The 15,288-nt window shown below is 38.1% G+C and carries 9 protein-coding genes; 4 read left to right on the forward strand and 5 right to left on the reverse strand.

Going from position 1 to position 15,288, the window contains the following annotated elements:
- Positions 1-172: 172 nt before the first annotated feature.
- From L656_RS0117895 to L656_RS0117905, 3 genes are read left to right on the forward strand one after another with little or no spacing between them, the layout of a single operon-like run.
- Positions 173-1,435, forward strand: coding sequence for an ABC transporter substrate-binding protein (locus tag L656_RS0117895; protein WP_024600216.1), 1,263 nt, complete (start codon positions 173-175; stop codon positions 1,433-1,435).
- A complete protein-coding gene (locus L656_RS0117900) occupies positions 1,435-4,653 on the forward strand; it encodes an ATP-binding protein (protein WP_024600217.1) in 3,219 nt (1,072 codons plus the stop codon). Before L656_RS0117895 ends, L656_RS0117900 begins: the two co-directional genes overlap by 1 nt.
- Before the next feature lie 59 nt (positions 4,654-4,712).
- Positions 4,713-6,920: a two-component system response regulator gene (locus L656_RS0117905; protein ID WP_024600218.1), complete on the forward strand. Its 2,208-nt coding sequence runs from the start codon at positions 4,713-4,715 to the stop codon at positions 6,918-6,920.
- Positions 6,921-6,991: 71 nt separating this feature from the next.
- On the opposite strand, the gene L656_RS0117910 is transcribed toward L656_RS0117905, so the two are convergent.
- A complete protein-coding gene (locus L656_RS0117910; RefSeq protein WP_024600219.1) occupies positions 6,992-8,239 on the reverse strand; it encodes a glutamate-5-semialdehyde dehydrogenase in 1,248 nt (415 codons plus the stop codon).
- Entirely contained in the window at positions 8,236-9,342 is a 1,107-nt protein-coding gene (gene proB / locus L656_RS0117915) for a glutamate 5-kinase (protein WP_024600220.1), read from the reverse strand. The genes L656_RS0117910 and proB overlap by 4 nt, the downstream gene beginning before the upstream one ends.
- A gap of 870 nt (positions 9,343-10,212) precedes the next feature.
- Here proB and L656_RS0117920 point away from each other — a divergent pair.
- The gene (locus tag L656_RS0117920) at positions 10,213-12,060 is read left to right on the forward strand and encodes a cation:proton antiporter (RefSeq protein ID WP_007586413.1); all 1,848 of its coding nucleotides are present in this window, start codon (positions 10,213-10,215) and stop codon (positions 12,058-12,060) included.
- 71 nt (positions 12,061-12,131) lie between these two features.
- Here the strand turns inward: L656_RS0117920 and L656_RS0117925 are convergent, their stop codons facing one another.
- The 3 genes from L656_RS0117925 to hflC form a co-directional block, all read right to left on the reverse strand.
- The gene (locus L656_RS0117925; RefSeq protein WP_024600221.1) at positions 12,132-12,770 is read right to left on the reverse strand and encodes a tetratricopeptide repeat protein; all 639 of its coding nucleotides are present in this window, start codon (positions 12,768-12,770) and stop codon (positions 12,132-12,134) included.
- A gap of 111 nt (positions 12,771-12,881) precedes the next feature.
- Positions 12,882-14,195: an adenylosuccinate synthase gene (locus tag L656_RS0117930; RefSeq protein ID WP_024600222.1), complete on the reverse strand. Its 1,314-nt coding sequence runs from the start codon at positions 14,193-14,195 to the stop codon at positions 12,882-12,884.
- 214 nt (positions 14,196-14,409) lie between these two features.
- On the reverse strand, positions 14,410-15,288 hold the full coding sequence (hflC, locus tag L656_RS0117940) for a protease modulator HflC (RefSeq protein ID WP_002957880.1): 879 nt from the start codon (positions 15,286-15,288) through the stop codon (positions 14,410-14,412).

The raw sequence follows: 15,288 nt of genomic DNA on the forward strand, positions 1-15,288 counted from the left end.
ACTCCTTTTCAAATTCGTTCTACTCTTCTATTTTTCCATTGTTTTTATTATTTTTTGATACCCTACTATTCTAATTTTTCATTCTATATAATTTTAAATTTATCCATTCAACTTGTGTCTTTACAAGTTCTTAGCTATACATAATGTCACACATTAATACTTTAGGCTTAACATGGACAACCCTAAGCGTTCAACGCTAAAAAAGCTAGCTGCTATAGGTTTAACAGCTGGTGCGATAACACATGCGCCTTATGTTTTTGCCCGAAAAAAAGTCACATTAAGAGTACTTGGTACTCATGTAACACTCCAAGAGGCTATCCGCAAGCAAGCGATGAGTGACTTAGGTATTAATATAGAATTTACTCCAGCAGGCAGCGCTGCTGTTTTGCAAAAGGCATCAATGGACCCTAGCTCCTTTGATTTATACGAACAGTGGTCAAACAGCATTAATGTGCTTTGGGATGCAGGTTCTATTCAGCCAATAGAAAAAAAGCGACTCACCTACTTTAACGAGATAAATCCACTCACTAAAACGGGAAAACTAACCGAAACTGCAAGTATTGGTGCAGGTGATGCCCCCTATAAATTATTAAATGTTCAACCCGATGGCACATTAAGCGCTCAAGAAAGCGATCATATTAGCTTTTTGCCTTATGTGCATAATGTTGACTCTTTTGGTTACAACACCGACTTTATTAAGCCCGGTATAGCATACGAAACAGAAAGCTGGAGTTGGCTGCTTGATGACGAGAACCGAGGTAAAGTAGCCATTGTAAATGCGCCTACCATTGGATTATTTGACCTAGCCCTAGCAGCACAAAGCAAAGGGCTTATAAAGTTTAACGATATAGGTGCAATGACCCGCCCAGAACTTGATAGATTGTTTAGTATATTACTCGACTTTAAACGCCAAGGTCATTTTAGTGGCTATTGGAACTCGGTCCCTGAATCGATTGAGTTTATGAAAAGTAAGCGTGCCCATATAGAAAGTATGTTTTCGCCTGCCGTCTCTGCGTTAAACAGTCAAAATATTAATGTTCGTTTTGCCGCGCCAAAAGAAGGCTACCGAGGATGGCATGGTGTTATGTGTTTATCGTCACAAACACAAAGTAGCGTAAAAGATGCAGCTTACGACTATATGAATTGGTGGCTTTCAGGCTGGCCTGGTGCATTTATTGCTCGCCAAGGTTATTACATTAGTAACCCACAACGCTCTAAACTACTTCTATCTCAGGCCGAATGGGATTACTGGTACGGTGGAAAAGCAACAAACATAGATTTATTAAATACAAATGGCGACGTAGCAGTAAAAGCGGGTGAGCAACGTAATGGCGGTAGTTACCATAAACGCTTTAGCAATGTAGCAGTATGGAACACCGTTATGCCAACCTATGACTACAGTCTACAAAAATGGTATGAGTTGATTAGCCGATAATGATAATAAATTCAATTAAATCAAAAATAATATTAGCTTTGTGTCCGCTGATTGGATTACTTCTTTTGCAAAGTTACTTGTTTAACTATTCGCAAACGACCTTACTAAACTTGCAAAAGTCGCAGCATAACGCGCTTATTCAAAGTGAAGCTGTGAATCACTTAGAAAACGATATTATCTCTTTGCAAGCGTATGCAGTCTCATTTATTGACAATGCAAATGAAAATACGATTACCAAATTTAATTTTTATTTAAATAAAGCAAATCTAAACCTTAAGCAACTAAAAACAAATACTCTACACCATCCCCTTGAATACAAAAACTCATTAATACGCCTTGGCGAGTATTTAAGTAACTACCAAGATACATTTGGCCAAGTTGTCGTAAACAGACAAAAACGCGAACATCTTTACACTACTCAGTTCAAACAGCCTATTGATGACTTACAAGTAACAATTAGTAATTTAGAGGAGTCTTCAAGCGACAGTAACAAGGTTATTTTCAACGATGTTTTACTCACAATAAGTAATTTACAACACGCAATTATAAGCTACCTATATAAACCTAATTTTGATGAAGCACAAAATGTAAAACAAAACCTAAATCACTTACATAAAAAACTAACGAGCACCTCTGTACTAAATGAATCCCTCTCCAATAAAACAACAAGCTTAAAACAAGCTTATAACAAACTTGTATTACTCACCCGCAGCTACACTTTTTCTGTAAATGTTGTACTAACAGGCATAGAAAACGAATTGCTGTATTTAACAAATGAAATTAAAAATATAGAAAAAAACAAACTAACTGAAACAGAAGAGCAACTAAGTAATCACTTAACAAAAAACACAGAGCAGGCAAATATATTTGCCGTTTTAATTATGTTAATCATTTTGTTTTTAAGCTATTTTATTTTCAGATCAGTTATAAAACCGATTACTCAGCTCACTTTACTACTTAAAGATATGAATAACGAAAAGCCAGTAACTATTTCAAATAACAACCAAAATCAAACAGAAATAGCATCGGTAATAAAAGCCGCTAACGCTTTGTATCTAAAAAACAAGCAAACCAAAGAACTGCTCAACGAAACTCGTGTATTAAATACCCAAATGGAAGCAATGAATGCCGACCTAACGAGTGCTATGGAGCAAACTGATAAAGCCAATAAAACAAAGATAGATTTTGTAGCCAACATGAGTCATGAGCTTCGCACCCCAATGAATGGCATATTGGGCATGTTGCAACTGTTACAAAGCAGCGAGCTTCCTTTAAGGCAAAAACACTATGCAGACAAAGCTTTTTCAAGCGCTCAAAATTTATTGCAGATTTTAAATAATATTCTGGATTTTTCTAAACTAGAATCGGAAAAAGTCCAGTTAGAGAAAATTCCATTTACCTTACATACTATTGTTTCTAACGTACAAAACTTGTTCTCAACCAATGCAAAGCAAAAAGGTTTGTTATTAAACTTTACTTTGCATGTTGATGCAGGGCTTGAACTTATTGGCGACCCCATGCACTTAAGCCAAATAATAAATAACTGTGTAGGTAACGCAATTAAGTTTACTGAGCATGGTGAAATATCATTAATTATAGAAGCGACATCTCAACACGAAAAAACAATAAACCTTCGCTTTAGTATAAAAGACACCGGTATTGGGATGACCGAAGAGCAATCAAAAATTATATTCCAGTCTTTCTCGCAAGGTGATTCAAGCACAACAAGAAAGTATGGTGGAACCGGTTTAGGACTCACTATAAGCAAACAATTAACTAAACTGCTTGGCGGAGATATACAAGTAAGGAGCACGATTAATCAAGGTAGCGAGTTTTTCTTCACTCTACCCTTTACCTTATCTGAGCAGCAAAAACTTAAAAAACATGCCCTATTAATTAGCCCCGATAATGAGCAAATTAAAAAATTAATGGACTTGCTAAGTGATATAAATATAACTACAGAAACCACACAAGAACCATTAAGAGCCATTGCTAAAATGGCTCAACCTAATAGCCCATTTAGTATTGTAATAATGTCGATAAAACAAAAAGAGCTCAAAGATAACTTTATATTACAACAACTGTATGCTCAAAATAAAAATACTAATGAAAAATTGACGCTTATTTTATTGATTACTGATGAAGAGTCTCCTGAGCCAATTGCAAAAAATGAAAGTATAGACATTACAATTATTGGTAATAAGAATAGTGAAGTAGAAATTTTAAGGAAGCTTTCACCTGATAATTTTAAAGAAAAGCAATTAAGGCCTCATCCTAAATTCTCGGGTTTTAATGCATTGGTGGTTGACGATAATAAGATTAACCAAGAAATAGCTTCTGCCCTTTTAGCAAGGTTAGATATGGCCGTGATCATTGCTAATGATGGACATGATGCATTAGGTAAAGTAGAGACAAATGACATTGATATTATTTTTATGGATGTTCAGATGCCAGTTATGGACGGCTTAGAGGCAACAAGTATATTAAGAGAGCGGGGCTACAAAACTCCCATAATTGCAATTACAGCAGCCGCAGATCCTAATGATAAAAAAGCAGCGTTTAGAGCGGGTATGGATGACTTTTTAGTAAAACCAATTATTTTTGATGCTCTTTTCGAAAGTATAGAAAAACACCTACAAAGTAACAAACCATTAAATACAATTAATCTGCAGCTGGCAAAAGACAACGTAGAAAACAATGATGAATTGTTAGCTAAATTATTTACTCAGTTTGTCAACGATTACAATGACTTTTCAACTAAAGCTGATATATTAATCAAAAATGGAGAGTTAGAAAGCTTAATTCGACTAGTACATACACTTAAAGGATTGGCCGGAACATTAGGCTTGGAGCTACTGCAACAAAGCACGCAAAGTATTGAGAAAAACTTAATAGATGAGAAGAGTATTAACTTATCTAGCTTTAACGAGCAATTAACTCTTACACTTTTTGCTGTAAAACAATTTTTGATAGCTGACGGCTTTAAAAAAGAGCATAAGCAACTAAATCAGTTAGAAAACGAAGACTCGGTTATTGATAATATATACTCATTAGCATTAACAGCTCGCCCTGTACCTAGCAGTTTGATTAGACAGCTAGAAATGAATCAATATGATAGAGGGCACTCTTTATTTAAACTCAAAGAAGCAATTGACCATTTTAACTACGCGTTAGTAATTGAGCTTATTGATAAGTATAGAAACGATAATAAAGATTAGGCATAACCACTAACCTGAACTAGATTTAATACTGCAAAGAACGCAAAGAAGGATAGATAGTGCATTCAAATTATCTCGCAAACAGTAATGGATTAACCACAGAGAAAAAGCATAAACCTTTAATTCTTATTGTTGATGACGAACCTAGTAATTTACACGTATTAGTTGAAGGACTTTTAACTGATTACGATGTACGTATTTCGACTAGTGGTGAACAAGCATTAGTATTTGTTGAGTCAACTCGCCCTGACTTAATTTTATTAGACATAATGATGCCAGGCATGGACGGCTACGAAGTATGCAATATACTCAAAGCGAAACAAAATACTAAAGGGATCCCTGTTATATTTGTCACTGCGCTTACCGAAGAAGAGTCTGAAGAAAAAGGCTTTGCTATGGGCGCAATTGACTACATACACAAACCTTACAAGCTAGCGCTCGTTAGAGCACGTATCCGTACCCATATTACCGCACAGGGCATGCTTGATAGGCTTATAGAAAAAAACTTTGACCTACACGATAAACTACTTGAAATAGAGTCACTGGCGAAAGAACTAAGCCAGCGTGAAGAAGAATTAAAAGAGCTCTCTTCAAAACAAAAGTTATTTTATCAAGCCCTAACGGGAACCGCCGATGGCGTTGTTATTACCGACAGTAACGGAAAAATTATTGCCGTAAACCCTTCATTTTGCCGCATTACTGGTTACTCTGAATCTGACTCCCTGCAAATGCAGTTGCACGACATTAAACAAAATAACCACCCTAGTATTAGCTTTGATCAAGTATGGGAGCATGCGAATCAAGCTGGATATTGGAGTGGAGAACTTGTAACCAGACGCAAAAATGGCGAGCTTTACCCTGAGCTACTAACTCTAAGTATGGTTAAAGGCGATCAAGATACTAATGTGCATTATATTGGTGTGTTTAGTGATATTTCGAGCGTTAAAGTAACACAAGAAAGAATACACTACCTCACATGGCATGATGAGCTTACGGGTTTGCCAAACCGAAATGGCTTTTTAAAACAGTTAGAGCAGCAACTTCAGGTTTGTAGTACCGAAAATAGTTATGCCTATATTTATATTATTGACATAGACAGCTTCCACTCAATAAATGATGGATTAGGCCTACTTGCTGGCGATAACATTTTAAAAGAATTAACTAAACGAATTCATTCTAAGGTGAGTAAAAAAGATGTTATTGCTCGCTTAGGCAGTGATGAATTTGCAGTACTGTGTACAGTTGAAAAAGGCGTTGGCAGAGTTAGAGCCCAAGCTATGGCAGAAAATAAAGCTCAAGAGCTGCTTATAAGTGTAAACCATCCTTTTAAGGTAGGTGAGCAAGACGTTAGCTTAACGGTAAGTATTGGCACGTATATTTTTCCTCGAGAAGATCAGTGGGAAAGTGCTATTGAAACTATTCGTAACTGTGAGGCAGCTTGTTACAAGGCAAAAGAGAAAGGCGGTAATAGAGTTACCTTTTTTGATACTTCGTTTGGCGAGCAAGCAAAACGTCGTTTTGAAATAGAGCAAGATTTACGCAAAGCTATCTCAAATAATGAGTTATCCCTATATTTACAATCCCAATTTGATCGAAGCCAAACCCTTAAAGGGGCTGAGGTTTTATTAAGATGGGAGCATCCCCAAAAAGGCTTTATTAGCCCTGGTGAGTTTATATCTATAGCCGAAGAATCAGATATAATTTATGACTTAGATTGCTGGGTAACTTCAAATGCACTTGAAATATTAACGCAACTTAGTAAAACTCACCCTGAGTTAAATTTATCGATTAATATAAGCGGCAGGCACTTTCATGAAGCTCGTTTTTTAAGCTTTATTAGCCAACAAATAAAGCAACATAGCATTAATCCGCAGCAACTCACTATTGAGATAATTGAAGGGACATTGCTTAATCATATGGAAGCGGCTATTGAGGCTGTTCACTTTCTCAAGAAGCTAGGTATTAGGGTATCAATTGATGACTTTGGTACTGGATATTCGAGCTTAACTTATCTAAAACAATTACCCATACAGGAGCTAAAAATTGACCGCTCTTTTGTATTGGAAGCACCGACTGATAATAACGATAAGTTAATTATTGATATGATTGTAAGCTTAGGCCGTTTATTCGAGTTAGAGATTGTAGCTGAAGGCGTAGAGAACCAATCCCATTTTGATTTATTGCAGGAATATCCAGAAGTTATTCTTCAAGGCTACTATTTACATAGACCTGAACCTGCAAGCGATTGGCTTGATAAATTAAAATAACCGTTGCGTAATTTACAAACTAAAAAGCCGAGCATGAATATGCTCGGCTTTTTATGAACCTAAGTTTGCAGTTACTCGCGAACTTGGCCCACTCCATTAACTAAATACTTTTCTGTGGTCAGTGATTCAAGACCCATCGGACCGTACGCATGAAGCTTAGAGGTTGCTATACCAATCTCTGCACCTAAACCCAGTTGTGAGCCATCAGAAAAACGAGATGATGTGTTAACCATTACTACAGAAGCGTCAACACTACGCTGGAATAACTCTGCAGCAGCTGCGTTCTTAGTACAAATCACTTCAGTATGGTTGGAACCAAACTGAGCGATATGATCCACAGCAGCGCTGAAAGTTGGCACCACACGAATAGCAATTTCAAGGTCTAGGTATTCTTCACCAAATTCGTTATCGGCTAACACAGTTGCATTATCAAAATATTTAGCTGCAAAGCTGTCGGCATTTATTTTTACACCTTCTTGGCGTAATACAACTGCGCAAAGATTTAAAAACTCATCTGCAACATCTTGATGAACTACTAAGCCCTCAAGTGCATTACAAACACCCGTACGTTGCGTTTTACCGTTAAGTAGTAAGTTAAGCGCAATTTCAAGATCTGCATCTTTATCTACATATAGATGACAAACGCCTTTGTAATGCTGAATTACTGGGATCGTACTGTTTTCGGTAACAAAGTTAATTAAGCCTTCACCGCCACGTGGAATTATTAAATCAATGCTTTCACGTTGCTGCATCAATTCCATTAATAGTGCACGGTCTGGATCTGGGATCACTGAAATAAGTGATACTGGTAAGTTATGCTTTTCAAGTACGCTGTGCATTACACTTGCGATAGCTTGCGAACTTTTAAGTGCTTCTTTACCGCCACGTAAAATAACGCCATTACCTGATTTAAAACACAATGCGCCAGCGTCTGCTGTTACATTTGGGCGTGCTTCATAAATCATACACACAACGCCAAGAGGTACGCGCATTTTACGAATTTTAATGCCATTTGGACGCTCTGTGATATCACGTAGCTGACCAACAGGATCATCTAGGCTTACTATTACTTCAATGCCTTCTGCCATTGCTTCAATGCGCTCATCGTTTAGCGTTAAGCGGTCTATCATTGAGGCTGCTAAGTTATTGTCGCGTGCTGCGCTTAGGTCACTCTCGTTTTCTTTGATTATAAATGCTTTTTGCTCTCTTAGTGCCGCTGCCATTTCAACTAGTACTTGATTTTTAGTCTCGGTGTCGAGTAAAGCAAGTGTATGGGCAGCTTTAGCTGTCTGGCGTGAAATGTCCGTAATTAAGCTCATGACTTCTCCAATAATGCGATATGTTTTTCAGATATAACTGGTCCAATTGAATCCTGCATTTTTTCGCTGAATTCACTCTGTTCGTTGTCTGCAATAAAGTTTAACAAACAGCTACTATAATTTGCGGTCGCTTTAGCTAAACGCGTACCGTCTTCACTACGTACTAAAATAGTATCACCAACAGCAAATTCACCATGTACTTCCATGATTTCATCACCACGAATACAGCCACTTTCCCCTTCCAGGGATTCATCAAATGATCCATCAACAACAACTTCACCTTGCTCGTTTGCTGTGTGTGTCATCCAATGCACAGAATCCTGCATCGGTTTTTCGTACGGTAAAAATACGCTACCAGGATTTTCCCCAGCCAGCAATTTCGTAAATGTTTCTTCTTTAAAGCCGTTTATAATATAAGTTGCTATACCATGTGACGTTGCTTTTTCTGCCGCTTCTATTTTAGTTTTCATACCACCAGTACCAACGGCGCTTGTAGCACATCCTGCCATAGCATAAATAGATTCATCAATTGATTTTATTTCAGGCAGTAGCACCGCATCATCATGCAAGTTAGGGTTTTTATCATATAACCCGTCAACATCTGAGAATATTAATAAAGCATCGGCGTCGGCAGCTGCTGCAACCATTGCTGATAAGTTATCGTTATCACCCACTCTTAAGTCGTCGGTAGTTACAGCATCATTTTCATTAATGATAGGAAGAACACCATGCTCAAGTAAAGTAAACACTGTTTCACGAATACTTTGGTAACGCTCGCGATCACGTAAATCGCCGTGCGTTAATAATAGCTGCGCAGATGGAAAGTCAAAAAAGCGGTCCCACATGGCGATCATTTCTGTTTGACCTGCTGCTGCCATTGCTTTTTTCATCACCACAGAACGAGGTTTGTCTGAAGGGAATAAATGCGCTCCAGCCGCTACAGAACCCGATGATACTAAAATCACCTCGATTCCACGGGCACGACAACGAACAATGAACTGTGCGATGGTTAATATGTAACGCGAACGGCAGCCATCTTGATCTGGTGCAATTAATGCACTACCTACTTTAAGTACGATACGTCGCCAATTTAACTTTTGCATAAATGCTCAACTTTCCATTTTATCTGCGCTCATCTTAATTAGACGAGCTAAAACTAAGTAGCTAGGTTTAAAACATAGCTTCGAATTTTGCTTTTCATTTAGGCAACACTTTTTTACACACACGCAAAAACCATATCTAAAACAAGAAGCTTAGATTTGAGGTCAAGTATAAAGTAGTAACAACCCAATAATATTGAGCAGCACTAATCAAAAAATTTAAAAGTGTTGTTTATACATCGCTGTAAAAAGCTGTGTGTGGCTTTTTTATTAACAACATGCATAGAGCCTCTAAAGTCTGATACACCAACAGATAGGGTGAAGACCAAAGGACCGAGATTTAACCGCCACGATGGGGGTTAAACATTGAAAGTAATAGTTCAACTCAAACCTTTATTTACTTAAATAATTAAATAAACTTGTTTGGCAAAACCATACCAAGAATTCGGCAAATGATATTTTTTAATGTTCGAACACTAGAAACATTACTAACTCCTGATTATAAAGATTAAAAATGACGTTAAGATTAACAAGTCTGTTTTATCTTCAATAAACTTCGTTAGATGACTAATTATTAGAACACGAAGCATAATACACTAAATACCCCTTTAAAATCAAGGTTAAAAATCGAACTAGATTATTACAAAGCACTCACATTTTTTATATTGTTATTAAAATTCAATAAATTAAACAATTAATACACATTAAAATAAGCTGGCTAAGCTCTCGTTAAATGATTTAAGCGTACTAATCTTTTATAAGCAGCTAAAATTGATTAGTAATATTTGAGTTTCCGGTGTATACCCCTGTATTAATAATTAACAAAAGTTATACTTTCTAAACATATCGTCATAAATAAGGAATTCTTAATCTATGTCAGCAATTTACATAGCCGGTATCGCACTTTGCTCTGTGCTTGCCCAATGGGTCGCGTGGGCTTTTAGAGTACCCGCTATTCTTTTTTTATTGCTTACTGGTCTTTTACTTGGACCATTTAGCGGTGTTTTAGACCCTGATGCGCTTTTAGGTGATTTACTGTTTCCAGTAGTATCTCTAAGCGTTGCCATCATTTTATTTGAAGGTTCCTTAACTCTGCATTTCAGGGAATTAAAAGGGATAGGAAAAGTCGTAAGAAATCTCTGCTCAATCGGTATGCTTACTACCTGTATTATTATTAGCCTTAGCGCCTACTGGTTGCTTGAGCTTAATTGGCGTGTAGCTGCAGTATTGGGCGCAGTGCTAGTTGTAACAGGCCCTACCGTTATAGCACCGTTATTAAACTCAATGCGCCCAACACAAGATATAGACCGCATACTTCGCTGGGAAGGTATTGTAATAGACCCTATTGGCGCATTATTTGCTGTATTGGTATTTGAAGCCGTAATGCTTGTAGGCCAAGGCGAAGTATTTAGTCATACTATTATTGCTTTAGTTAAAACCCTAGGTGTTGGTTTAAGTATTGGTGTTGCCGCTGGTTGGCTAACAACACTATTAATGCGTCGCGAGTGGCTGCCATTTGAATTACATAAGTTTGGGATTTTAGCGCTAGTACTTATTAGTTTTTCTGTATCAAACTATTTAAGCCATGAATCAGGTTTATTGGCAGTGACTGTATTTGGTATATGGCTTGCGAACCAAGACGATTTAGAAATAGATTCTGTACTTGAGTTTAAAGAAGACTTGTCGATGATATTAATATCAACGCTGTTTATTTTACTTGCAGCACGCTTACAGCTTTCTGATTTGATGATGCTCGACAGCGACGTATTTATATTTTTAGCTATTGTGCTTTTTGTTGCACGCCCACTGTGTATTGCAATTTCGACCTTTGGTACTGACCTACCAATGAAGTCTCGCTTGGTACTTGCTTGGATTGCTCCTCGGGGTATAGTTGCCGCAGCTGTTGGGTCGGTATTTGCACTAAGTATGATGGAAGCTGGCGTTGCTGATGCTGAAAAAATGGTGCCACTCATATTTACAGTGATCATCATTACGGTTGTGCTGCAAAGCTTAACAGCCATTCCTGTTGCTAAGCTATTAGGTGTTCGCCAACCATCACCAAACACAATATTAATTATTGGTGCGAACCATGTATCACGTGCAATTGGGCGTGGCTTACAAGAGCAGAATATTCCGGTTCACCTTTCAGATCCTGCATGGGAAAACTGCAGAATGGCACGTATGGATGGCTTAGCTTGTTATTACGGTAACCCACAGTCAGAGCATGCTGAACGTTATTTACCTCTGACAACTATTCGCAGTGTCTTAGCGCTATCGCCAAATCGTCATCATAATGCGCTAGGCGTTCAATACTTTTCGCATTTACTTAATGAAAAAAATGTATTCTCGCTTCGCTCATCAACGTCGCATGCTAAAGCAAATAAAGACAGCGCAACGTTTTTATCCAGACAAATACTGTTTGGCGACGAAGGTTCATATGCACGTTTGAGCAGTATTATAGCTAAAGGCGGTAAGGTTAGTTCAACACGTATCTCGGATGAGTTTAGCTGGGAGCAATACCTAGAAATGAACCCTGAGGCTATCCCTTTATTTATTCTTAAAGGTGATAAAGACAGCGACGACGATACGCCAATTAAACTAAGACCATTTACAATCAACATGGAAAAACCGCCGCAAGAAGGCGAGCGTGTTGTTGCATTACAGCCGCCTAAAATGTCGGTTTTAAAAGACCCGCAAACAAAGGCTAAAGAAGAAAGTTAAACACTTTTACTACCTGTAAAAACTCAAAAAACCCTAACTTAAAAAGTTAGGGTTTTGTTTTTTAAGGGCCATTAAATAGGAAGACGAGCTCGCGCAACCACACTATCTGGCATTTTTTGCGCTAACTTAGTCAACGCTCGCTCAATTTTTTTATGAGTCGATTTATCTGCCACCATAGAATTAAATAGCCAACGATAGGCATCTTCAAAATCACGCGGGCTGCCATAGCCATCATTAAATAATTTAACTAAACGTAATTGTGCTTTTAAATTGCCTTGCGACGATGCCTCACGCAAATACGTAATTGCCATTGCTTTATCTTGCTGAACTAAACGCCCGGTGTCGTAGTAACGCCCCAATTGCTCTAGCGCTGCCGCTAAGCCTTGCTCAGCCGCTTTTCGCATGTAATACACACCTAACTCTACATTTCGATCGACACATACGTTATAAGCCAGCATATCGCCATACAAAAACTGATAAGACGGCAATGCCATTTTATTGGCTCGTGCTTCTATATCTTGTACCAACTGGCAATCATCTGCCTTTACGCGCGCTAAATGCGTGTTTTTATTTATTAACGCAATTAGCTCAGATTCTGTATACAGCGGTACGGCTGCTGGACTTTCCGTAGCTAAGCTATTGGTTGATATAAATAAAGCTAATGAAATAAATGAAAGCTTTAATACGCAATTACGAGAAAATAAATGCATGTTCACCACTTTTAAAAATAAACCTACTAAATAGTATACAAAGATCGTTCCAAGGTGAATTTTAGATATAAAAAAAGCTGCACTAAGCAGCTTTTTTCAATCTAATAGTAATTACGCAAACGGGTTGCGAAGTACCATAGTTTCTACACGGTCTGGACCTGTAGAGATAATATCAATCGGAACACCCGTAATTTCTTCAATACGCTTGATGTAGTCAATCGCCGCTTTTGGTAAACCGTCTAGGCTTGTTACACCAACAGTGTTTTCTGACCAACCTGGCATTTCTTCGTATACTGGCGTTACTTTATCGTAACCTTCTGCTGCTAATGGCGTTATGTTAGTAACAGTGCCATCTTCAAGCTTATAACCAGTACAGATTTTAAGTGTTTCTAAGCCATCTAAAACATCAAGCTTAGTTAAACAAAAACCTGAAATACTGTTGATTTGAACTGCACGACGCATAGCCACTGCATCTAACCAACCAGTACGACGAAGTCGACCTGTTGTTGCGCCAAATTCATGACCTTTATCACCTAAGTGCTTACCTACTGGATCTTGTTTTTCAAGACCATCATAAAGCTCTGTAGGGAAAGGACCTGAACCAACACGTGTCGTGTACGCTTTAATAATACCTAAAACGTAATCAAGGTTTAGTGGACCAAAACCAGCACCAGTAGCAACGCCACCGGCAGTTGTGTTTGAAGATGTTACATAAGGATAAGTACCGTGATCGATATCAAGTAATGTACCTTGTGCACCTTCAAATAAAATGTTTTCGCCTGCTAAACGCGTTTGATCTAAAAGCTCAGTTACATCTACAACCATTGCTTTTAAGATATCTGCAACAGCCATTGCATCATCAAACGTTTTTTGAAAATCTACAGCATCTACTTTGTAGTAGTTAACTAAAGTGAAGTTATGGTACTCAAGAACTTCTTTTAATTTAGCTGCAAAAACTTCAGGATTAAATAAATCACCTACGCGTAAACCACGGCGCGCCACTTTATCTTCGTACGCTGGACCGATACCACGACCAGTTGTACCAATTGGCTTATCGCCACGAGCAGTTTCGCGGGCTACATCTAATGCAACATGGAAAGGCAAGATTAGTGGACATGCTTCACTTATTAAAAGACGCTCGCGTACTGGTACGCCACGTTCTTCAAGCATGCCAATTTCTCTCATTAGCGCTTCTGGTGATAAAACTACACCATTACCAATCACACATTTAACATTGTCACGTAATACACCCGATGGAATAAGGTGTAGAACCGTCTTTTCACCTTCGATAACTAAAGTATGACCCGCATTGTGGCCACCTTGATAACGAACTACTAAAGATGCTTTGTCTGTAAGGAGATCAACTACCTTACCCTTTCCTTCGTCACCCCATTGGGTGCCTAATACAACAACGTTTTTACCCATCGTAAATTCACTTAGAGAAAATTAGGACGAGATTTTACCAGAAAACTAAAGTAAAGATCACCCCTGTTCAGCTTATTTTTTCTGCGCGTAACTGTTCTACCGAAATATCAGCTAATAACCACATAAATAACAGTGATTTATGATTACAAATAGCATTTAACAAAAAGCCCCGCAAATGCGAGGCTTTTTAACTTTTAAATAATTAAGGTAAAGCTTATTGAGCTTTAGCACCTTTCATATATTGAAAGAAGTCGCTATCTGGTGAAAGCACCATAACGTCTTGCTTATCTTTAAAAGTCTTTTTATAAGCTTCAAGCGAGCGCACAAAACTAAAGAACTCAGGGTCTTTGTTATACGCATTAGCATAAATACCAGCAGCGTCAGCATCACCTTGACCACGTACAGAACGCGCATTACGCTCCGCGTCGGCAAGCATTACTGTGACACGACGGTCAACACCAGCACGAATGGTCTCAGCTTTTTCCTGACCTTCAGAACGGTGCTCTTTTGCAACAGCAGTACGCTCAGCGCGCATACGTTGGTAAATAGAGCTACTTACTTCTTGTGGTAGGTTAATTTGCTTAACACGTACGTCTAGTACTTCAATACCAAGCTCACGCGCACTTTCAGAAGCTTGTACTAACGCTTCTTCCATCAATTCGCTACGCTCACCCGATACAATTTCACGAATTGTACGTGTACCAAAGTTTGTACGAAGACCATTATTTACTTTTTGTTTAAGTAGCGTTTCAGCGTATTGCTTATCGCCACGTGCACGTAAGTAAAAAGCGCTAAAGTCGTTAACACGCCATTTTACAAACGAATCAACAATTAAGTCTTTTTTCTCACTAGTAACAAAACGGTCTGGCGCACCATCTAGCGTTTGAATACGTGCATCAATGCGACGTACTTGGCTAAAAAATGGCACCTTAAATTGTAGGCCTGGGCCATATACAATCGCTTTGTCGTCGCTATCTTTTTGTACTTTACTGAATAACATTACAATTGCTTTTTGCCCTTCAGGTACAACAAATACCGATGAGAAAGACATAACAATGGCAGCTAATAGTATTACTAAACTAAAGTTTTTCAT

Source organism: Pseudoalteromonas sp. TAE56 (assembly GCF_000497955.1).
Lineage (GTDB): Bacteria > Pseudomonadota > Gammaproteobacteria > Enterobacterales > Alteromonadaceae > Pseudoalteromonas.

Excerpts from the sequence above, each read along its gene's own strand:
- L656_RS0117925 (WP_024600221.1), bottom strand. The coding sequence starts at position 12,770 with ATGCATTTATTTTCTCGTAATTGCGTATTAAAGCTTTCATTTATTTCA.
- L656_RS0117910 (WP_024600219.1), bottom strand. The coding sequence starts at position 8,239 with ATGAGCTTAATTACGGACATTTCACGCCAGACAGCTAAAGCTGCCCAT.
- proB (WP_024600220.1), bottom strand. The coding sequence starts at position 9,342 with ATGCAAAAGTTAAATTGGCGACGTATCGTACTTAAAGTAGGTAGTGCA.
- L656_RS0117930 (WP_024600222.1), bottom strand. The coding sequence starts at position 14,195 with ATGGGTAAAAACGTTGTTGTATTAGGCACCCAATGGGGTGACGAAGGA.
- hflC (WP_002957880.1), bottom strand. The coding sequence starts at position 15,288 with ATGAAAAACTTTAGTTTAGTAATACTATTAGCTGCCATTGTTATGTCT.
- L656_RS0117895 (WP_024600216.1), top strand. The coding sequence starts at position 173 with ATGGACAACCCTAAGCGTTCAACGCTAAAAAAGCTAGCTGCTATAGGT.
- L656_RS0117900 (WP_024600217.1), top strand. The coding sequence starts at position 1,435 with ATGATAATAAATTCAATTAAATCAAAAATAATATTAGCTTTGTGTCCG.
- L656_RS0117920 (WP_007586413.1), top strand. The coding sequence starts at position 10,213 with ATGTCAGCAATTTACATAGCCGGTATCGCACTTTGCTCTGTGCTTGCC.